Annotated in this window: 18 protein-coding genes; 16 read left to right on the plus strand and 2 right to left on the minus strand. The window is 65.2% G+C overall.

Features of this window, described 5'->3' with window-relative positions; genetic code table 11:
• Positions 1-47: 47 nt before the first annotated feature.
• The 15 genes from ACYVF5_RS12805 (at position 48) to ACYVF5_RS12875 (ending at position 18,404) form a co-directional block, all read left to right on the plus strand.
• On the plus strand, positions 48-695 hold the full coding sequence (locus ACYVF5_RS12805; RefSeq protein ID WP_460946982.1) for an amino acid ABC transporter permease: 648 nt from the start codon (positions 48-50) through the stop codon (positions 693-695).
• Complete coding sequence (locus ACYVF5_RS12810; RefSeq protein WP_460946984.1) at positions 692-1,618, plus strand: amino acid ABC transporter permease; 927 nt, start codon at positions 692-694, stop codon at positions 1,616-1,618. Before ACYVF5_RS12805 ends, ACYVF5_RS12810 begins: the two co-directional genes overlap by 4 nt.
• Before the next feature lie 21 nt (positions 1,619-1,639).
• Positions 1,640-2,680, plus strand: coding sequence for a phenylalanine--tRNA ligase subunit alpha (gene pheS, locus ACYVF5_RS12815; RefSeq protein ID WP_460946986.1), 1,041 nt, complete (start codon positions 1,640-1,642; stop codon positions 2,678-2,680).
• A 2-nt stretch (positions 2,681-2,682) separates the two neighbouring features.
• A complete protein-coding gene (pheT, locus tag ACYVF5_RS12820; RefSeq protein WP_460946989.1) occupies positions 2,683-5,208 on the plus strand; it encodes a phenylalanine--tRNA ligase subunit beta in 2,526 nt (841 codons plus the stop codon).
• Positions 5,209-5,217: 9 nt separating this feature from the next.
• Positions 5,218-5,988, plus strand: a complete 771-nt coding sequence (gene pnuC, locus ACYVF5_RS12825; protein ID WP_460946991.1) for a nicotinamide riboside transporter PnuC — start codon at positions 5,218-5,220, stop codon at positions 5,986-5,988.
• Entirely contained in the window at positions 5,985-8,483 is a 2,499-nt protein-coding gene (locus ACYVF5_RS12830; protein WP_460946993.1) for a DEAD/DEAH box helicase, read from the plus strand. Before pnuC ends, ACYVF5_RS12830 begins: the two co-directional genes overlap by 4 nt.
• Positions 8,484-8,701: 218 nt before the next feature.
• On the plus strand, positions 8,702-9,745 hold the full coding sequence (gene argC / locus ACYVF5_RS12835) for an N-acetyl-gamma-glutamyl-phosphate reductase (protein ID WP_460946995.1): 1,044 nt from the start codon (positions 8,702-8,704) through the stop codon (positions 9,743-9,745).
• A complete protein-coding gene (argJ, locus tag ACYVF5_RS12840) occupies positions 9,742-10,893 on the plus strand; it encodes a bifunctional glutamate N-acetyltransferase/amino-acid acetyltransferase ArgJ (RefSeq protein ID WP_460946997.1) in 1,152 nt (383 codons plus the stop codon). Before argC ends, argJ begins: the two co-directional genes overlap by 4 nt.
• A gap of 2 nt (positions 10,894-10,895) precedes the next feature.
• Positions 10,896-11,843 carry an acetylglutamate kinase gene (gene argB, locus ACYVF5_RS12845; protein WP_460946999.1) on the plus strand — a complete coding sequence of 316 codons (948 nt, stop codon included), beginning with the start codon at positions 10,896-10,898 and terminating at the stop codon, positions 11,841-11,843.
• Positions 11,840-13,060 (plus strand): acetylornithine transaminase, encoded by a 1,221-nt coding sequence (locus tag ACYVF5_RS12850; protein WP_460947001.1) that lies wholly within the window; start codon positions 11,840-11,842, stop codon positions 13,058-13,060. The genes argB and ACYVF5_RS12850 overlap by 4 nt, the downstream gene beginning before the upstream one ends.
• A 16-nt stretch (positions 13,061-13,076) precedes the next feature.
• Positions 13,077-14,006 (plus strand): ornithine carbamoyltransferase, encoded by a 930-nt coding sequence (argF, locus tag ACYVF5_RS12855; RefSeq protein WP_460947003.1) that lies wholly within the window; start codon positions 13,077-13,079, stop codon positions 14,004-14,006.
• On the plus strand, positions 14,003-15,145 hold the full coding sequence (locus tag ACYVF5_RS12860; RefSeq protein ID WP_460947005.1) for a heparan-alpha-glucosaminide N-acetyltransferase domain-containing protein: 1,143 nt from the start codon (positions 14,003-14,005) through the stop codon (positions 15,143-15,145). The genes argF and ACYVF5_RS12860 overlap by 4 nt, the downstream gene beginning before the upstream one ends.
• 36 nt (positions 15,146-15,181) lie before the next feature.
• Positions 15,182-16,378, plus strand: coding sequence for an argininosuccinate synthase (locus ACYVF5_RS12865; protein ID WP_460947007.1), 1,197 nt, complete (start codon positions 15,182-15,184; stop codon positions 16,376-16,378).
• Positions 16,379-16,380: 2 nt separating this feature from the next.
• The gene (gene argH / locus ACYVF5_RS12870; RefSeq protein WP_460947009.1) at positions 16,381-17,811 is read left to right on the plus strand and encodes an argininosuccinate lyase; all 1,431 of its coding nucleotides are present in this window, start codon (positions 16,381-16,383) and stop codon (positions 17,809-17,811) included.
• A complete protein-coding gene (locus tag ACYVF5_RS12875; protein WP_460947031.1) occupies positions 17,805-18,404 on the plus strand; it encodes a DNA-3-methyladenine glycosylase in 600 nt (199 codons plus the stop codon). The genes argH and ACYVF5_RS12875 overlap by 7 nt, the downstream gene beginning before the upstream one ends.
• Before the next feature lie 6 nt (positions 18,405-18,410).
• Here ACYVF5_RS12875 and ACYVF5_RS12880 read toward each other — a convergent pair whose 3' ends face one another.
• Both ACYVF5_RS12880 and ACYVF5_RS12885 read right to left on the minus strand, forming a co-directional pair.
• Positions 18,411-19,007: a hypothetical protein gene (locus tag ACYVF5_RS12880; protein WP_460947011.1), complete on the minus strand. Its 597-nt coding sequence runs from the start codon at positions 19,005-19,007 to the stop codon at positions 18,411-18,413.
• On the minus strand, positions 19,008-19,655 hold the full coding sequence (locus ACYVF5_RS12885) for a DNA-binding protein (RefSeq protein ID WP_460947013.1): 648 nt from the start codon (positions 19,653-19,655) through the stop codon (positions 19,008-19,010).
• Between the two features lie 118 nt (positions 19,656-19,773).
• Between ACYVF5_RS12885 and tyrS the strand changes: the two genes are divergently transcribed.
• A complete protein-coding gene (gene tyrS / locus ACYVF5_RS12890; RefSeq protein WP_460947015.1) occupies positions 19,774-21,081 on the plus strand; it encodes a tyrosine--tRNA ligase in 1,308 nt (435 codons plus the stop codon).
• Positions 21,082-21,471: the final 390 nt, after the last annotated feature.

The raw sequence follows: 21,471 nt of genomic DNA on the forward strand, positions 1-21,471 counted from the left end.
GCACATGTCCGCACCCCGGTACCCCATGAATAGGAAGGACGCAGGTAGTGGACGTCGTCTTCGCGAATCTCGACGAATACCTCAACGGGTTTCTGATGACTCTGAGACTGCTGCTGGTCTCAGGTCTCGCCGCACTTGTGATCGGCACACTCATCGCGACGATGCGCATTTCGCCCGTGACGTCTCTGCGCGGGTTCGCAACGGTGTACACCGAAATCGTCAGGAACACGCCGCTCACTCTCGTGCTGTTCTTCTGCGCGTTCATCCTGCCCTATCTCGGTGCGCGGCTCGACTACGAGGTCTTCGCCATGATCGGGCTCAGCGTCTATACCTCGCCTTTTGTGGCAGAAGCACTCCGGTCCGGCATCAACGGGGTTCCGGTCGGCCAGGCCGAAGCAGCCAGGAGCCTGGGTTTCGGTTTCGGTCAGAGCGTCGGCCTGGTGATCCTGCCGCAGGCATTCCGTATGGTGATTCCACCGCTCATCAACGTTTTCATAGCGCTGACCAAGAACACATCAGTGGCCGGCGGGTTCTTCGTCGCTGAGCTGTTCGCGTCCGGCCGGGAGCTCGCAAACGCGTTCGGCAGCGCCGTTGTGCCGATTTTGCTCGGTGTGGCGACCTTCTACCTGGTGATCACCGTTCCGCTTGGGCTCATCGCGGCCCAACTCGAAAAGAAGTGGGTGATGACCAGATGAGCAACACCGTGGTTCTCTTCGACGCACAGGGCCCGAAGGCACGCAGGCTCTCGCTGATCTTGTCCATCATCGTCGGCCTCGGGATTCTCGCGGGACTCTACTGGCTGATTTCCACGCTCGCCGCCCCGCGTGTGAGCGTTTCGGGCGTCGCGACGCCCGGCATGTTCGACGAGAGTCGTTGGGACATCTTCGTCGACCCCGACATCTGGGGGTTCATCGGTGAGGGCGTCCTGCAGACCCTCCGCGCGGCTGGCGCTGCCGCAGTGCTCGCACTTGTGCTCGGAGTGGTGTTCTCCCTTATGCGCTCTGCGAAGTCGGGCTGGATACGTATTCCGACGGCCATCGTGCTCGAGTTCTTTCGCGGTATGCCCGTGCTGTTGATGATGTTGTTCATCCTGCTGGCGTTCGCCACCGGTGCCTATCTTGCGGTCGTGCTCGCGCTCGGCGTCTACAACGGGGCACTGATAGGTGAAGCACTTCGGGCGGGGTTGGCATCTCTGCCACGCGGGCAGCGTGAGGCAGGGCTCAGCCTCGGCATGCGTGAGTTGCAGTCGAAGATGCTCATCGAGTTTCCGCAGGCATTCCGCCAGATGCTGCCGATCATTCTCGCTCAGCTCGTTGTGCTGCTGAAGGACACGTCGCTCGGGTTCATCGTCGGATACAACGAGCTGATCCGTTCGACGATGAACAATCTCTCGGCGTTCTTCGGCAACCGCTACCTGTTCTCGTTCTTCATCATCACCCTCGCGATCTATCTCGCCATGAACCTCTCACTCTCGTGGTTCGCGCGATGGATCGCGAGACGCACTGAATCAGGGCGCTCCGGTGGCAAAGGTGCCAAGCCCGTGCAGGACGACCCCGCGCTCGCGATCGCAAAGGCAAGCGCCATCGCCAGGCAGTCGAGGGACGGCCACGGCCTCTGACAATCGGTAGACTCGTGGACTGTGTCTGACACTTCACCTATTACCGACGACGCAGTGAACTCTGCCGTCGACGCGGCGATCGCCGCGATCGCCGACGCATCCGATTCTGCGACGCTGAAAGCCGTCCGCGCCGCACACACGGGGGAGTCGTCAGCTCTTGCGAAGCTCAACGGCGAACTCCGGAACGTGGCGCCAGAGCTCAAGGCGCCGCTCGGCAAGCTCGTCGGACAGGCGAGGAGCCGGGTGAACCAGGCGCTTGCAGCACGTGAGGCGCAGATCGTCGAAGCTGAGAACACCGCCCGCCTCGAGGAGGAGGCCGTCGATGTCACGGCTGTGGCCTCACGCTACCGCGCAGGAGCCAGGCACCCCCTCACCATGATGCAGGAGCGTATGGCCGAGGTTTTCACCAGCATGGGCTGGGAGGTCGCAGAGGGGCCTGAGGTCGAGAGCGAGTGGTTCAACTTCGACGCCCTCAATTTCGATGCGGATCACCCCGCTCGCGCGATGCAGGACACCTTCTTCATCGACCCGCCGGCGTCTCACCTCGTGCTGCGCACACACACCTCGCCCGTGCAGGTGCGTTCGCTGCTCGAGCGTGAGCTGCCGCTCTACATCGTGGCGCCCGGCCGGGTCTACCGCACAGACGAACTCGATGCGACGCACACGCCCGTGTTCATGCAGATCGAGGGAATCGCCATCGACAAAGGGCTGACCATGGCCCACCTCAAGGGCACCCTCGATCACTTCGTGAAGTCGATCTTCGGCGACGAGGCGAAGGTGCGACTGCGTCCGAGCTATTTTCCGTTCACCGAGCCGAGTGCGGAACTCGATTTCTGGCATCCGACATTCGTCTCTGGGCCGCGCTGGATCGAGTGGGGCGGCTGCGGCATGGTGCACCCCAACGTGCTGACCGCGGCGGGCATCGATCCGGATGTCTACACCGGGTTCGCCTTCGGCATGGGAATCGAGCGGGGGCTTATGCTGCGCAACAACGTGCAGGACATGCGCGAGATGGTCGAGGGAGACGTTCGTTTCTCTCAGCAGTTCGGAATGGTGGTCTAGAGATGCGAGTGCCCCTCAGCTGGCTCGCTGAATACGTTGACCTCGCGCCGGGGACGACCCCTGAACAGGTTCATGCAGCCCTCGTGCAGGTCGGACTCGAAGAAGAGGGCGTGCACACCTTCGACCTCACCGGTCCGATCGTTGTGGGCGACGTGCTCGACTTCGTCGAAGAGCCCCAGAAGAACGGCAAGACGATCCGCTGGTGCCAGGTGCGCGTCGCCGCAGACGGTGAGGGCGCAGCAGACGGGGGAGACCCGGTGCACGGAATCGTGTGCGGCGCCGACAACTTCTTCGTCGGAGACAAAGTGGTGGTGGCGCTTCCGGGAGCCGTGCTCCCCGGGCCGTTCCCCATTGCCGCACGCAAGACGTACGGGCATGCGTCAGAGGGCATGATCGCCTCTGCACGCGAACTCGGCCTCGGTGAGGATCACAACGGGATTCTCCGGTTGTCGACGCTCGGCATCGATGTCCCGGCAGGCACGGATGCGATGGCGCTGCTCGGGCTCGACGACGCGGCCGTTGAGATCAACGTCACACCTGACCGGGGCTACGCGTTCTCGATCAGGGGAGTCGCCAGAGAGTACTCGCACGCGACAGGCGCCGCGTTCAGGGACCCGGCCGCTCAAGTGCAGCCGGCCCCCCACGACGAGAGCTCGTTCCCGGTGTCGATCGACGACACGGCTCCGATCAGGGATCGCATCGGCTCGGCCGTGTTCGCCACGCGGGTGGTGCGTGGTGTGGATCCGTCCCGGCCGACGCCGGGATGGATGGCGGCCAGGCTGGCGCTCGCCGGCATCCGGTCGATCTCACTGCTCGTCGACATCACGAACTACGTGATGCTCGAGTTCGGGCAGCCCATTCACGGGTACGACCTCGATCGACTCACCGGCGGCATCACCGTCAGACGGGCGAGGGCGGGCGAGACGCTCACCACCCTCGACGACCAGACGAGAACACTCCACCCCGAGGACCTGCTGATCACCGACGGGTCCGGGCCGATCGGCCTCGCCGGGGTGATGGGCGGGGCGACCACGGAGATCGGACCGCAGACGCGCAACGTGCTGATCGAGTCCGCCAACTTCGACCCGGTTTCGATCGCGCGCACGGCCAGGCGGCACAAGCTGCCGAGCGAGGCGTCGAAGCGCTATGAGCGCGGAGTCGACCCGCGCATCGCCGCAGCTGCGGCCGCCCGAGTCGCGCACCTGATGGCCGACCTGGCGGGCGGAATCGCAGACGATTCAGGCACGCTCATCGATACGTCATCACCCCGTGAGGCCATCTCTCTGCCGAAGGACTACGCGCAGAGACTCGTCGGAGTCGATTACACCGACGACGAGGTGCGCTCGGCACTCGCCGAGATCGGCGCGACCGTCTCAGACGGCGACGAGGAGATGCTCGTCCACCCGCCGAGCTGGCGGCCGGACATCACGGGCAAACCCGACCTCGCCGAGGAGATCGCGAGAATCATCGGATACAACAGGATTCCGCTGATGCTGCCGACGGCTCCCCCCGGTCGCGGTCTCACGCACTCCCAGCGCCTGAGGCGGCTGGTCGCCGACACCCTCGCGGCGGCCGGGTCGACAGAGGTGCTCGCGTACCCGTGGGCGAGCGCCGCCCACAACGACGTCTTCGGTCGGCCGACACCGGGAACCGCGGCGGCGATCAGGGTCGCCAACCCGCTCGACCAGACGACTCCGTTCCTGAGGCGCTCCCTGATCCCCGGGCTGATGGAGGTCGCGAAGCGCAACGTCTCCCGTGGTCTGACCGACCTCTCGCTGTTCGAGGTCGGCCTGGTCTTCCTGCCGGAAGAGGGTGTGAGCTACGGACAGGCAGAGATGCCAGACGGCAGGTCCATGCCGAGTGCCGCCGATCTCGAGAACCTGCACAAGGGCATCCCGGCACAGCCTCGCCACATCGGCGCCCTCATCCTCGGCAACAGCGTTCCGAAGCAGCCCGGTCAGGCACCGATCCCCACCGGCATCGCCGACGCGCTGGACGTGGTCAGGCAGATCGAGCTCGCCGTGAGGACACCTCTCGAGATCGTGCAGGGCAGGCACCAGGCCATGCACCCCGGACGCACAGCAGAGCTGCGGCTGAACGGCACGACCATCGGTTATGCCGGTGAGCTGCTTCCCGCCATCGCCGAAGACGCCGACCTGCCGCGGGTCGTCGGGGTGGTCGAACTCGACCTCGACGCGCTCATCACCGCGAGCGAGGGCGTCTTCAACGCCTCGGCCATCCGCACCTACCCGGCGGCGACACAGGACCTCTCGCTCGTGGTCCCACGTGATGTCGCCGCTGCAGACGTCGGCGCCGCCGTTCGTGAGGGAGCGGGAGAGCTGCTCGAAGACATCCGCCTCATCGACGACTACCGCGGGCAGGGGATCACCCCGGGCACGAAGAGCCTCACTTTCGCCCTGCGGTTCCGGGCAGCGGATCGCACGCTGACGGCCGCAGAGGCCAGTGAGGCGAAGCTCGCCGGCGCATCGGTGGCCGCCGAGCGCTTCGGCGCTGCCGTCCGCGAATAGCGGTCTGACATGAATCCGGTCGACTGGCTCTTCGACGCGCAGCTGGTGATCGGCGACCAGGTCATTCTCTGGCGCGAGGTGATCGGCAACGTGTTCGGCCTGCTGAGTGCGCTCGGGGGCATGCGCCGCAAGGTGTGGGCATGGCCGGTCGGCATCGTCGGCAACGTGCTGCTGTTCACCGTGTTCGTGGGGGCGATCTTCGACACCCCGAACCCCGTCAACCTGCTCGGACAGGCCGGGCGGCAGATCATGTTCGTCATCGTGTCTGTGTACGGATGGATGCAGTGGCGCAGGAGCAGGCACGTGCCGGGCGGCACGGCGGTGACGCCGCGTTGGGCCTCCAATCGCACACGGGTGCTTCTCGTGGTCGTGCTCGTCGGGGGGACCCTGGCGCTGACCCCCCTGTTCCGTGCCCTCGGATCCTATGAGCCCGTCTGGGCAGACGCCTGGATCTTCGTCGGTTCGCTGCTCGCCACCTACGGCATGGCCAAGGGCTGGACAGAGTTCTGGCTGATCTGGGTGGCTGTCGACATCGTCGGCGTGCCGCTGCTCGTCGGCGCCGGATATTACGCCTCTGCCGCGATGTATGTCTTCTACGGGGCGTTCACCCTGATTGGATTCGTGGTGTGGGCGCGCACCCAGCGCAGAGACCGGGTGAGCATCGAGACCGCCTTTCCCGATCCGGTCGTGCGACGCCACGGCGCAGCGGATGCCTCGCAGGGCGCGGATGCCTCGCGCGGCGCGGAAGAGACGCACAAGACGGACGGTGCGACGCAGTGAGCCTTGCCGCCCCCGAGTCCGGAACACTCGACGCAGACGCCGTGTACACCTCGTTCGTCGAGTGGGTGACGGAGTCCGGCCTGACCCTGTATAACGCCCAGGACGAATCCCTGATCGAGATCGTCTCCGGCGCGAACCTCATTCTCAGCACGCCGACGGGAACCGGCAAGTCGCTCGTGGCGGTCGGTGCCCATTTCAGCGCCCTCGCCGCGGGCAAGAGGTCGTTCTACACGGCGCCGATCAAGGCGCTCGTGAGTGAGAAGTTCTTCTCTCTCGTCGAGATCTTCGGCGCCGAGAACGTGGGGATGATGACCGGAGACTCCGCGGTCAACGCCGATGCGCCCATCGTCTGCTGCACGGCCGAGATCCTGGCGAACCTCGCGCTGCGCCACGGGGACCAGGCGCCTGTTGACCTCGTGGTGATGGACGAGTTCCACTTCTATGGCGACAGCGAACGGGGCTGGGCCTGGCAGGTTCCGCTCATCAGCCTGCCAGACGCGCAGTTCGTGCTGATGTCGGCGACGCTCGGAGATGTGAGCGATCTCGCCACCGACCTGTCACGGCGAACCGGCAGGCCGACGGCATCCGTCACGGGCGTCGAACGTCCGGTTCCGCTCACGTTCTTCTATGAGTCGGCGCCGATCCATGAGACCGTCGACGAGCTGCTCAACACCGACCGCGCGCCCGTGTACGTCGTTCACTTCTCGCAGGCGGCAGCTCTCGAGCGGGCCCAGGCGCTCACAAGCGCCAAGGTGGCCACGCGCGAGCAGCGTGACCGCATCGCCGAGCTCATCGGAGGGTTCCGGTTCACAACGGGATTCGGAAAAACGCTCTCTCGGCTGCTTCGGCTCGGCATCGGTGTGCACCACGCCGGGATGCTCCCGAAGTATCGACGCCTCGTCGAACAGCTCGCGCAGCGCGGGGTCCTGCGGGTCATCTGCGGCACCGACACCCTCGGTGTGGGCATCAATGTGCCGATCCGAACCGTGCTGCTCACGGCCCTCACGAAGTTCGACGGCACACGGATGCGCCAGCTGAACGCCAGGGAGTTCCACCAGATCGCCGGGAGGGCGGGGCGGGCGGGCTACGACACGGCCGGGACTGTCGTCGCGCAGGCGCCCGAGCACGAGACCGAGAACCTCAAGGCGATTGAGAAGGCCGGCGACGACCCCAAAAAGAAGCGCAAGATCGTGCGCAAGAAGGCGCCTGACGGCTTCGTGTCGTGGGGTGAGGCGTCGTTCACGCGTCTGATCGACGCTCAGCCCGAGCAGCTGACCTCGAGCATGACGATGACGAGCGCCATGGTGATCAACGTCGTCGCCCGCGGTGGCGACGTGCTCTCGAACATGCGCCGGCTCATCTTCGACAACCACGAACCCCGCCAGAGGCAGTACGAACTCGCGCGCCGGGCGCTCGGCATCTTTCGAACACTCGTGCGCGCGGGCATCGTCGCCGTCGATGACAACGGCGGAATAGCGCTCACCGTCGACCTTCAGCCGAACTTCGCGCTCAACCAGCCTCTGTCGACGTTCTCGCTCGCGGCGTTCGAACTGCTCGACCAGGAGTCACAGACGTTCGCCCTCGACGTCATCTCTGTCGTCGAGGCGACACTCGATGATCCTCGTGCGGTGCTCAGCCAGCAGCAGTTCCAGGCACGGGGTGAAGCCGTCGCCGCGATGAAGGCGGACGGCGTCGACTATGACGAGCGGATGGAACTGCTCGAACAGGTCACACATCCGCAGCCGCTCGGCGAGATGCTGACAGCGGCTTTCGAGGAGTATCGCGCGGCGGTGCCGTGGGTTGCGGACTTCGAGCTCAGCCCCAAGTCTGTTGTGCGCGATCTGTACGAGCGAGCTATGTCGTTCGGTGAATACATCTCGTTCTACAAACTGGCCCGCTCAGAGGGTGTTGTGCTCAGATACCTCTCCGACGCCTATCGAACCCTGCGCCAGACCGTTCCCAGCGACATGAGAACCGACGAGCTCAGTGACCTGATCGAGTGGCTCGGTGAGCTCGTGCGACAGGTCGACTCCAGTCTTCTCGACGAGTGGACGGAACTCGTCAACCCCGACCCGAGCGAGCACGAGGCACACGAGAACGAGATCGTGCCACCAGCGCCCAGGCGTCTGACCGGCAACACGAGGGCCTTCCGCATCCTCGTGCGCAACGAGCTGTTCAGGCGGGTTCGGCTCGCCGCACTCGAGCGCTACGACGAGCTGGGCGAGCTCGACGCCTCGAGCGGATTCGACGCGGATCGCTGGGGTGAGGCGATGGACGGCTATTTCGCCGAGCACAACGAGCTGCTGACCGGTCCGAACGCACGCGGGCCCGCCCTGCTCATCCTCGACGAGGGCCCTCAGACGTGGACGGCACGCCAGATCTTCGACGATCCCGCCGGCGACCACGACTGGGGTATCAGCGCTGAGGTGGATCTCGGCGCGTCAGACGAAGCCGGTGAAGCAGTCGTCCGGGTGACGGATGTGAACCGGATGTGATCCGGCTGCGGCGTGGATGTCGACGCGAGTGGCGCGTGAACCGATTTCGGTTGTAGTGTTGGCGCATGGAATTCGTCAGCAGCACCGTTTCTCGGCAGGGCCTCGTTCCTGTTGTGCTGCGTCGACGCCGATAGGCGACGCCTGCCGACCCCGGTTTCAGGGGAAGAACGCGGGCGCCGCCGATCCCCGTCCGCCGTTCTCTCAATAAGGTAGATTCCATGTCTCTCTCTGTGGCTGTTGCCGGTGCCTCCGGATATGCAGGCGGCGAGCTGCTTCGCCTGCTCGCCGACCATCCCGACCTCGACGTGCGCACGGTGACTGCGCACTCCAACGCCGGCCAGCCCCTGGCCTCCGCTCAGCCCCAGCTCCGGTCGCTGTCGCACCTGACGCTCGCAGAGACCACACCGGAGACGCTCGCCGGGCACGACGTTGTGTTCCTCGCGCTTCCGCACGGAAAATCAGGTGAGCTGACTGCTCACCTCGACCCCTCGACCCTCGTGGTCGACTGCGGGGCGGACCACCGGCTGACGAGCACAGACGACTGGGCGGCGTTCTATGGCGGCGACTACTTCGGCGCATGGGCGTATGGCGTGCCAGAGCTCATCGTGGGCAACGGCAAACAGCGTGACCACCTCGTCGGCGCGACGCGAATAGCAGCTCCGGGCTGCAACGCGAGCACCATCGCACTCTCGCTCGCACCCGGCATAGCCGCGGGTGTCATCGAGTCTCGCGACATCGTGTCCGTGCTCGCCGTCGGACCTTCCGGAGCAGGCAAAGCGCTCAAACCGCACCTTCTCGCGAGCGAGGTGCTCGGGTCGGCGAATCCCTATGCTGTCGGCGGAACACACCGTCACATACCCGAGATCACGCAGGCTCTTCGCGGAGCGGGTGCGACAGACGTGACGCTCTCGTTCACCCCGGTGATCGTTCCGATGTCGAGGGGCATCCTCGCCACGAGCACCGCCAGGATCGCCGACGGCGCAAGCGCTCACGACATTCGTGCCGCCTGGCAGAGCGCCTACGGCGACGAGAGGTTCGTGCAGCTTCTCGCAGAGGGGGACTTTCCGCGCACGGCGGACGTGCTCGGCGCGAACACGATGCTGATGGGGCTCGCCGTCGACGAGACAGCGGGGCGTGTTGTTGTGGTGACAGCCGTCGACAACCTGGCGAAGGGCACTGCGGGAGCAGCCATCCAGTCGGCGAACATCGCCACCGGGCTCGACGAGTCCACCGGCCTCAGCGTGAACGGAGTGGCGCCATGAGCGTGACAGCAGCACAGGGGTTCGCCGCGAGCGGTGTGGCAGCCGGTCTGAAATCGACGGGCGACCCCGACCTCGCCCTCGTGGTCAACAGAGGGCCGAAGCAGGCAGCCGCCGCGGTGTTCACGAGCAACAGGGCGAAGGCGAACCCGATCATCTGGTCGCAACAGGTCGTGTCAGACGGTGTCGTCTCAGCCATTGTGCTCAACTCGGGCGGTGCGAACTGCTTCACCGGATCGCAGGGCTTCCAGACCACCCACACGACGGCAGAGGCGGTCGCAGACGCGCTCACGGTGTCGGCCGGCGACGTGCTGGTCTGCTCGACGGGGCTCATCGGCGACCAACTCGACAGCGACAAGCTCATCGCCGGGGTCACGGCGGCCGCGGCGGCTCTCGCTGATGACGGCGGTGCGGATGCCGCACGGGCGATCATGACCACAGACTCGGTGCCGAAGATGGCGACCGTGCACGGCGACGGCTGGGTGATCGGCGGTGTCGCGAAGGGTGCGGGCATGCTGGCCCCTGGACTTGCCACGATGCTCGTGGTCATCACAACGGATGCCGACCTCGAGTCGGCAGACCTCGACACGTCGCTGCGTGAGGCGACCAGGCTGACCTTCGACCGGCTGGACTCAGACGGTTGCATGTCGACGAATGACCAGGTGACCCTCATGGCATCAGGCGCCTCTGGTGTTGTGCCAGACGCCACGAGCTTCACGGCTGCGCTCACCGCCGTGTGCGCCGACCTCGCCGCGCAACTGCAGGCGGATGCAGAGGGCGCGAGTCACAGGATCAACATCGAGGTCATCGGCGCCGCTTATGAAGACGACGCGGTAGAGGTCGGTCGTGCCGTGGCGAGGAGCAACCTCTTCAAGACGGCGATCTTCGGAAACGACCCCAACTGGGGGCGTGTGCTCGCTGCGATCGGGACCACGTCGGCGGACTTCGACCCGTATGCGGTCGATGTGAGTTTCAACGGAGTGCGCCTCTGCCATGCGGGTGCACCGGACCAGTCCCGTGAGCTCGTCGACCTGTCTCCGCCGAACGTGCACGTGCTGATCGATCTGAAGAAAGGCCGCGCGCGCGCCGTCATCGCCACCAACGACCTCACGCACGACTATGTGCACGAGAACAGCGCGTACTCGAGCTAGAGATGACAACAGAGGATTTCGTCACGCCCCAGGAGGCGTTGGACAAGGCTGGAGTTCTGATTGAGGCCCTGCCGTGGCTGAGGCGGTATCACGGCGCCGTTGTGGTGGTGAAGTTCGGCGGGAATGCCATGGTGTCGGCGGAGCTCAAGCAGGCGTTCGCAGAGGACGTGGTGTTCCTGCGGCTGGCCGGGCTGAAGCCCGTGGTTGTGCACGGAGGCGGGCCGCAGATCTCTGCTCGACTGGACCGGTTGGGCGTGGCGAGCGAGTTCAAGGGCGGATACCGGGTCACAACTGCAGAGACCATGGCGGTGGTGCGCGACGTGCTTCGGCACGAGGTGAATCGCGAACTCGTTGATCTCATCAATGCCCACGGTGACCTCGCTGTCGGCATGAGCGGCGAAGACGCCTCCCTGTTCACCGGAAGGCGCCGTGGGGTTGTCATCAACGGCGTCGACGTCGACCTCGGACTCGTCGGCGACATCGTGGCCGTCGATCCTTCGAGCATCCACGGGGTGATCGAGGCCGGACGGATCCCCGTCGTCTCGTCCATCGCTCCCGACGCAGACGTTCCCGGGCAGTCCCTCAACGTGAACGCGGATGCCGCGGCGGCGGCACTCGCCGTCGGGCTGGCCGCCGAGAAGCTCCTGATGCTCACCGACGTCGCCGGTCTCTACAGCGACTGGCCCGACCGGGAGTCGCTGGTGTCCGTCATCGATGTCGCCGACCTGCGTGAGCTGCTTCCGTCGCTCGAGTCCGGGATGATCCCGAAGATGACGGCCTGTCTGGAAGCCGTGGACGGCGGTGTCGGAAACGCGGCGATCATCGATGGCCGTGTGCCCCACTCGATCCTGCTCGAGGTGTTCACACGTCGCGGGATCGGCACGCAGGTGGTCCCCGGCTCAGGCGAGAGCACAGACGAGAGTGCGGCAGGACGAGAGGAACTCGTATGAACGAGTGGATTCAGAAAGCCGGTGACGACATGATGCCCGTGTTCGGCACCCCGAAAGCCATGCTCGTCGCGGGCGACGGGTGCTGGGTCACCGATGTGGACGGAAAGAGATACCTCGACTTCTTGGGAGGGATCGCCGTCAACGTGCTCGGCCACGGGCATCCGGCCGTCGTCGAGGCCATTTCACGGCAGGCGGCGTCGCTGATCCACGTCTCGAACTTCTTCGTCTCTGCTCCGCAGCTCGAGCTGGCAGCCCGCCTCAAGCGGATCGCCGGAGCCGGTGACGACGGCCGAGTGTTCTTCTGCAATTCGGGCACAGAAGCCAACGAGGCGGCGTTCAAGCTCGCTCGTCTCCACTCCGACGGCACCAGGCAGCGCATCCTCGCGCTCGACGGCGCGTTCCATGGGCGCACGATGGGCGCGCTCGCGCTGACGGCGAAAGCCGCATACCGGGATCCCTTCGCCCCTCTGCCGGCAGGAGTCGAGCACATCAGCCCCACCCTCGAGGCACTTGAGGCGGCGATCGACGACACCGTCGCAGCGGTTGTCGTTGAGCCGATCCAGGGTGAGGCGGGTGTTGTCCCGCTCCCAGACGGGTTCCTCGCCCGCGCGAGGGAGCTGACGAGCGCCCATGGCGCGCTTCTCGTCATCGATGAGATCCAGACCGGCGTCGGTCGCACCGGGGATTGGTTCCGCTACCAGCGCGCAGAGATCGTTCCGGATGCCGTGACACTGGCCAAAGGGCTCGGCGGCGGCGTTCCGATCGGCGCCATGGTGACGTTCGGCGCGGCGTCGAAGCTGTTCGGCGCAGGCCAGCACGGCACCACCTTCGGGGGCAACCCGCTCGCCACGGCCGCAGCGAACGCAGTGCTCGCCGAGATCGAGAGGGCCGGTCTCGTTGAGAACGCCAGGATCCGTGGCGATCAGATCCGGCGGAGCGTGGAGGGAATCGGTTCCCACCTGGTTTCCGGAACCCGCGGTGCCGGGCTGTTGATCGGGATCGCGCTCTCAGCCCCCGTCGCCTCCCGGATCGTGACGGCTGCGCAGGATCTGGGCCTGATCGTCAATGCACCGAACGACACAACCATCCGGCTCGCCCCGCCTTTGATCGTCGGCGATGCCGAGGTCGCCGAGTTCGACAGGATCTTCAGGCGCGCGCTCGAGACCATCGAGAGCGGCGCCGACCTTCTCGCACCGAGCACACCATCCGTCAGATGAGAACGAGAGCACAACCATGACACGTCACTTTCTGCGCGACGACGATCTGAGCCCACGAGAGCAGGCAGAGGTGCTCGACCTCGCCATCGAGCTCAAGCAGAACCGCTGGTCTCGTCGACCGCTCGAGGGGCCGCAGACCGTTGCGGTGATCTTCGACAAGTCGTCGACGAGGACGCGTGTCTCTTTCGCCGTCGGCATCGCAGACCTCGGCGGGATCCCGTTGATCATCTCGACCGCGAACAGTCAGCTGGGCGGAAAGGAGACCGCATCCGACACCGCACGGGTGCTCGAGCGCCAAGTCGCCGGAATCGTGTGGCGCACATATGCGCAGTCCGGTCTCGAAGAGATGGCCGCGGGCACGTCGGTTCCCGTGGTCAACGCCCTCAGCGATGACTTTCACCCCTGCCAGCTGCTCGCCGACCTGCTCACCATCCGCGAGCACCGCGGTGACCTGGCCGGCCAGACCCTGACTTTCGTCGGCGACGGCGCGTGCAACATGGCGCAGTCGTATCTGCTCGCGGGCGCGACAGCCGGAATGCACGTGCGCATCGCTTCGCCAGAGGGATACACGCCGAACGACGGGGTGGTTCGAGACGCACAACGCATTGCCGCAGAGACGGGCGGCTCCGTTGCCGTGCTCACCGATCTGCGCGAGGCTGTCGGCGGTGCGGACGTTGTGGTGACGGACACCTGGGTGTCCATGGGCAAAGAAGAAGAGAAGGCGAAGCGCGTCGCCGACCTCGGCGAATACCGCGTCGACACCGAGGTTCTCGGACTGGCCAAAGACGATGCGGTTTTTATGCACTGCCTTCCCGCCGACCGCGGATACGAGGTGACCTCGGAGGTCATCGACGGCCCGCAGAGCATCATCTGGGACGAAGCAGAGAACCGATTGCACGCTCAGAAAGCGCTCCTCGTCTGGCTTCTGGAACGCGCCCGCACGTGAGTGCCGCAGCGCTTATGCCGAGTGCGGGTCAGGCAGAGCGGATCCGCGGACTGGACATCGCGAGAGGTCTCGCCGTCCTCGGGATGTTCGCCGCTCACATCATCCAGCCCGAGCCGCTCGATCTGACGACGCCAAGCACCTGGATCGGGATCGTCGACGGACGTGCGTCGATCCTGTTCGCGGTGCTCGCCGGCGTGTCGATAGCGATCCTCTCTGGCCGGCGGACCCCGGCGACCGGGATGGCGCTCGTGCAGGCGAGAATGCGCATCACAACCCGTGGAGTGCTGATCTTCGCACTCGGCGGCCTGCTCACCCTGCTCGATGCCGGCGTCGCCGTGATCCTGGAGTACTACGCAGTGCTCTTTGTGCTCGCGCTTCCGTTCCTCAGGTGGCGACCGCTCTCGCTTTTCACCCTCGCCGCTGTTCTCGCCGTTGTTATGCCGGTCGCACAGACGGCTGCGGCGGCGTTTCTGCAGAATCTCGACTCCGAGTCGATGATCAGCACGCTGCTCGTCGACGGCTGGTATCCGGCCCTCGTCTGGATCGTGTTCGTGCTCGTCGGCCTCGGCATCGGGCGCCTCGACCTCGAAGACGGGTCGGTGCAGAGGCTCGTGCTCGCGATCGGTGTCGGACTGGCAGCCATCGGCTACACCCTCGGCTCGATCACGGCGACCGTCTGGGGGGTGCCTGAGAGCGACGTGAGGCTCGGCACGTCACGCTGGGAAAGCCTGTGGACCGTCGCACCGCACAGCGGAAGCCCTTTCGAAGTGGTCGGCTCGACGGGTTTCGCGCTCGCTGTGATCGCGCTGTGCCTGCTCGTCGCACGACCGCTGCGCATCGTGCTGTTCCCGGTCGCCGCGGTCGGGCAACTGGCGCTCACGGCATACAGCATGCACATCGTCGCCCTGTTCGTTCTGCAGGCCACTCCGGAGGGGTCGCCGTTCGCCTCGCTGACGTACTCGCCAGACACAACGGCGATCTTTTTGTGGTTCGCGGTCGCAACGATGATCTGCTGCACGCTCTGGGTGCTCGTCATCGGTCGCGGGCCGTTCGAATCGCTGCTCTCATCGGTCTCACGTCGTGCTGCGTCCCCCGGGCGCAACCGAGCGGTGAGCGCCGACGCAGACAACCCTCGGTAAACTGATCACATCCCCACTTTCTTAGGAGCAACAACTATGGCGGAACGCGTCGTCCTCGCATATTCAGGCGGTCTTGACACCTCAGTGGGCATCGGCTGGTTGAAGGACGCCACCGGCAAAGAGGTGGTCGCGCTCGCCATCGACGTGGGCCAAGAGGGCGAGGACATGGATGTCGTGCGGCAGCGCGCCCTCGACTGCGGCGCAGTCGAGTCGGTTGTCGTCGATGCCAAAGACGAGTTCGCCAGCGACTACCTCGTTCCCGCGATCAAGGCGAACGCGCTGTACCAGAAGCGCTACCCCCTCGTCTCCGGCCTCAGCCGGCCCCTGATCGCGAAGTACCTCGCGTCGACGGCGAAAGAGCTCGGCGCGAACAGCGTGGCGCACGGGTGCACGGGCAAGGGAAACGACCAGGTGCGCTTCGAGGCCGCGGTCGCGGCCCTCGCACCCGAGCTCACCAGCATCGCACCGGTCCGCGATCTCGCGCTCACCCGCGACAAGGCCATCATCTATGCGCAGGAGCACAACCTGCCCATCGAGCAGTCGAAGAAGAGCCCGTACTCGATCGACCAGAACGTCTGGGGTCGTGCTGTCGAGACCGGATTCCTCGAAGACCCCTGGAACGCGCCGATCGAAGACCTGTACACCTACACGAAGAACCCCGCAGAAGCGGGCGCGCCGACCGAGGTCGTCATCACGTTCGACCAGGGAGTTCCCGTTGCGATCGACGGCCAGGCCGTCACACCGCTCCAGGCCGTCGAGCGGATGAACCGCCTCGCCGGCGACCAGGGAGTCGGTCGCATCGACATCGTCGAAGACCGTCTTGTCGGCATCAAGAGCCGTGAGGTCTACGAATCGCCGGCTGGAATCGCCTACATCGCCGCTCACGAAGAGCTCGAGAACATGACCGTCGAGCGTGACCTTGCGCGGTACAAGCGAACCGTCGAGTCCAAGTGGGCGGAGCTCGTCTATGACGGCCTCTGGTTCTCTGGCCTCAAGAAGGCGCTCGACGTCTTCATCGATGAGACGCAGAAGCACGTCACCGGCGACATCCGCTTGAAACTCCACGCCGGGACCGCGGTTGTCACCGGCCGCCGCAGCGAAGAGAGCCTCTACGACTTCAACCTCGCCACCTACGACACCGGCGACACCTTCGATCAGTCCATGGCGAAGGGCTTCATCGAGCTCTGGTCGCTGCCGAGCAAGATCTCGGCCCGTCGCGACGCCGGAAGGTGATGATGGCTGAGAATCGGGGGGCCGAGGCCGGCGCACTGTGGGGAGGGCGCTTCTCGAGCGGACCGTCGCCCGAACTCGCCGCGCTCAGCAGGTCCACCCAGTTCGACTGGGAGCTCGCGCTCTACGACATCGCCGGCTCCCGTGCCCACGCGAAGGCCTTGCACGCGGCCGGTTATCTCGACGAGGCCGAGCTGCAGAGGATGCTCACAGCGCTCGACGCTCTCGCCGGAGCGGTCGAGTCCGGGGCGTTCGCCGCAACAGACGATGACGAGGATGTGCATTCAGCGCTGGAACGCGGGCTGATCGAGTTCGCCGGAACAGAGCTCGGCGGCAAGCTTCGAGCGGGCCGCAGCAGGAACGACCAGATCGCGACGCTCGTGCGGTTGTACCTGCTCGACCACGCGCGCACCATCGGCCGACAGATGATCCAGCTCATCGACGCGATCGTGTCGCAGACCGAGGCGCATCCGGCAGCGGCGATGCCGGGCAGAACGCACCTGCAGCACGCACAGCCGGTTCTGCTCGCGCATCATCTGCTTGCGCACGCCTGGCCGCTCGTGCGCGACCTCGAACGCATCACCGAGTGGATGGTTCGAGCCTCTGCCTCGCCATACGGTTCCGGGGCTCTCGCCGGGAGCTCGCTCGGGCTCGACCCGAGACTCGTTGCACGTGAGCTCGGTCTCGACCGGCCGACAGAGAACTCGATAGACGCGACGGCCAGCCGTGACGTGGTCGCGGAGTTCGCCTTCATCGCCTCTCTCGTCGGGATCAACCTCTCGAGGTTCGCCGAAGAGATCATCGTCTGGAACACGCGCGAGTTCGATTTCGTGACGCTCGACGACGGATACTCGACCGGGTCGAGCATCATGCCGCAGAAGAAGAACCCGGACATCGCAGAGCTCGCGCGTGGCAAGTCCGGTCGTCTCATCGGAAACCTGACCGGGCTTCTCGCGACGCTCAAGGGGATTCCCCTCGCGTACAACCGGGATCTTCAAGAAGACAAGGAGCCCGTGTTCGACTCCGTGCGCACCCTCGAGATCCTGCTTCCCGCATTCACCGGCATGGTCGCCACGCTGCGATTCAATACCGAACGAATGGCAGAGCTCGCTCCGCAGGGGTTCTCGCTCGCGACGGATGTCGCTGAGTGGCTGGTCAAGCAGGGTGTTCCCTTCCGCGATGCCCACGAGGTCTCTGGTGGACTCGTCAGGTTCTGTGAGGAGAACGGCTACGAGCTTCACGAGCCGAGTGACGAGCAACTGGCATCCGTGTCGCCGAAACTGACGCCGGACGTCAGGTCGGTGCTCACCGTCGACGGGTCCATCGGGTCGAGGACGGGCATCGGCGGCACGGCACCGGAGCGTGTGGCGGACCAGCGGGCGGCTCTGACGGAGCGTGTGCGGGTTCTGACCGGCCTTCTCTCACCCGGATTGTGAACCGCGAGTTCTTTCTGCGGTCAGCCGTCGAGGTGGCGCCGCAGCTTCTTGGGGCCGTTCTCAGCCACACCACAGACGACGGCACGGTCTCGGTGCGCCTCACCGAGGTCGAAGCCTATGTCGGCCAGGGTGTCGATCCTGGGTCTCATGCGTTCAGGGGACAGACCAAGAGGAACGCCACGATGTTCGGCGAGCCGGGCCACCTGTACACCTATTTCACCTACGGGATGCATGTGTGCGGCAACATCGTCTGCTCGCCACCCGGTGAGGCGTCAGGTGTGCTCCTTCGCGCCGGCGAGATCGTGCACGGCATCGATCTCGCCAGGGCCAGGCGGACGACGAGCAAACGCGACAGCGATCTCGCACAGGGGCCGGGGAGGCTGGCCGTTGCGCTCGGCCTCACCCTGAACGACGACGGTTCAGACGTCTTCGCCCACCCTTTCGCGCTCGAGATCTCGACGCCTGAGCCGGTGGTGGCCGAGAGCCCGCGCACAGGAGTCAGCGGACCAGGCGGGAGCGCAGACTATCCGTGGCGGTTCTTCGTTCCGGGTGAGCCGACGGTCTCGCCGTATAAAAAGCATCCGACGGCTTAGCGCGGGTCAGGCCGCGAGCAGGGTGAGCGCGGCGCTGCCGCAGGCCCAGATCAGGCTGGCCAGAGTGCCGATGATGAACCGTTCGCGTGCCTCGGCAGCTGCCAGCTCGGTGAACCGGCCGACACCTTTGATCGCCACGACCACCGCTATCGCCTCGGGAAAGCCGGCGAGCAGCGATGCCGTGACAGCGAGGCGCTCGAGAACGCCTATCGTGAGGCCGCCGCGAAGGACCTCGTGCTGGGCGGGCGGGGGAGCTGTCGTGTCTCTCGGCGCAGGGTCTGCGTCCACGGCAACCAGGATGCCTCCGTGCGTGCCGTGCCGCACAGACCCCTTCGTCGCCAGCCGAAGCACGTATGTTGCCGCGGGCCCTCCACCGAGAACCGAGATCAACACGCTGAGCGCAGCGAGCACAACCGTGACGACCGGTGGCCCGGGCGGCATGGGCAGCGACACCAGCACGATGACGAGCGCCAGCAGGCCCGCGGCTATCGAGATGAGGTCGTTCTTCTTCATGCGGATCGCCAGAATGCAGACGGCGATGATCGCGAGGGCGAGCACCGTCACGGTGATCCAGAACAGAATCGGCGCGAGTGCTGATGACATTTACCGCTCGTCTCCGTTCACGTGATGGTCGATCGTCATGAGAAGTCTGACAAGTGCCTCTGACGCCGCCTCTTCCGCCCTGATGCCCGCCGTGCGCGCCCGCAGGCTCACGGCGCCTGCGGTGATCCCGATCCGTTCGGCGGCGTCTGCCTGACTCAGGCCGGATTGAAGCAGGTCGAAGAGCTCCCAGCCGCCGTCTGTGCGCTTGTCGCGCAGCATGATCAGAAGTGTGACGAGCGCCTCGGCGTCGTCGCCGCGCAGCGCTTCGCCGTCGTCATCGGCGCGGGCGCCGGATTCGGGCGACTCGGCGGAGAGCGCGAATCGCACGGCCGACTTCTTGGCGCGGGTGACGGCGTCGCGTGCCGCATAGAAAGCGCTGCCCGTCGCCTCCCGCGTCGCCTCTGGCAGCGGACGCCGCACAGAGCCGATGCCGACCCCGACGCTCCACTGTTCAGTGCGCGTGAGCATGGTGATCAGTGACATGGCTGTGCGTGCAGATGCGGTGATGACCTGCAGCTCATCACCGGCGGTGCGGTCTGGCGCCAGCACGAGGTCGGAGGTGTGCTCGTCGCTGATCCGACGGAGCATGTCGTCGACGATGTCGCGAGTGTGCCGGCTGTCGATCTGGTCTGCCGTGAGAACAAACATGAAACGCCTCTTTAGGTTATGATCTCAATATCATCATGTTTAGGAAATATCCATAATACACAGAAGTTGAGTCTGCTGCCTCAATCGAACCGACAATGGGCGCTGGTACTGTGAATGCGTGGCAAACCCGGTTCTCACCTCGCAGTCCAATGATCCCTCGTTCGACGACATTTGGGAGGAACTCGTCTGGCGTGGCTTTGTGCACGTCTCCACAGATGAGACGGAGCTGAAGAAGCTGCTCTCCGGCCCTCCCATCACCTACTACTGCGGATTCGACCCGACGGCACCCAGTCTGCACCTCGGCAACCTCATGCAGCTGATGCTCATGCGCCGCCTGCAACTTGCGGGGCATCGTCCCCTCGGCCTGGTGGGAGGATCGACCGGTCTCATCGGTGATCCGCGGCCAACCGCAGAACGCACTCTCAACGAGCGCGAGGTCGTCGAAGAGTGGGTCGGATACCTGCAGGAGCAGATCGCCAAGTTCCTCAGTTTCGGCGGCGACAACGCGGCGACGCTCGTGAACAACCTGGACTGGACCGCGCCCATGTCTGCCATCGACTTTCTGCGTGACATCGGCAAGCACTACCGTGTCGGAACCATGCTCAAGAAAGACGCCGTAAGTGCGCGGCTCAACTCGGACGAGGGCATCAGCTACACCGAGTTCAGCTACCAGATTCTGCAGGGCCTCGATTTTCGCCAGCTGTACGTGGACCACGGCTGTGTGCTGCAGACCGGTGGAAGCGACCAATGGGGCAACCTCACGAGTGGGGTCGACCTCATCCACCGCATGGAACGGGCATCGGTCCATGCGATCGGCACGCCGCTCCTCACCACGTCAGACGGCAAGAAGTTCGGCAAGAGCGAGGGCAACGCGATCTGGCTCGATCAGACGATGACGAGTCCGTACGCGTTCTATCAGTTCTGGCTGAACATCGATGACAGCGATGTGGTGAAGATGCTCAAGATCTATACGTTCCTGACGCGCTCCGAGATCGAAGAGTACGAGACCGCCGTCGCCGAAGAGCCATTCAAGCGCGCTGCGCAGAAGCGGCTCGCACATGACGCCACGGAACTCGTGCACGGAACAGCAGCGACCGAAGCCGCCATCGCTGCGTCGGCGGCGCTCTTCGGGCAGGGCGATCTCGAGGCTCTCGATGCAGCGACCCTTGAATCCGCTCTCGGCGAGCTGCCGACGGCGAGGGGCGACGGTGACGCGCAGATCGCGCAGCTGCTCGTCGACACCGGGCTCACCTCGAGCCTGGGGGAGTCGAGGCGTGCGATCAGCCAGGGGGGTGTCTACCTGAACAACCGCAAGGTGGACGACGGCGCGCAGACCGTGCGAGACGCCCTTCTGCACGGCAGGTTCGCGGTGCTTCGTCGCGGAAAAAAGACCCTCGCCGGAATCGTCGGCACGAGTGCCGAGTAGGCCGACAGGCGCGACACGCCCGGGCCGCACGTCAGATTTGCGAGAGGGTGACGTTCACCGTAATGTAATCACTCGTTACCCCAAAGGTGCGGCGGAGCGGAAGAGCTCGCCGGCCTCAAGCGGGACACATCTCCTCCACTGAATACCGGCCGCTGGCCGATGATTCCGGGGGAGAGACCATTTCTTGGATGATCGGTTCGAGTTTGAAAGCCTCGAACTGATGTGCTAAGATTGAGAAGTTGCCCTGGGGTTGGCTGTGAGGTTGGTCCTGGGTGCGTCTGGTCTTTGAGAACTCAACAGCGTGCACATGTCAAATGCCAAATACCTCGTGTTTAGCTTCGGCTTTACAGGAGATTCCTTTGGAAAAATATTGAACAACATAGCAAGTCA

The sequence above is a fragment of the Okibacterium endophyticum genome (genome assembly GCF_054780075.1).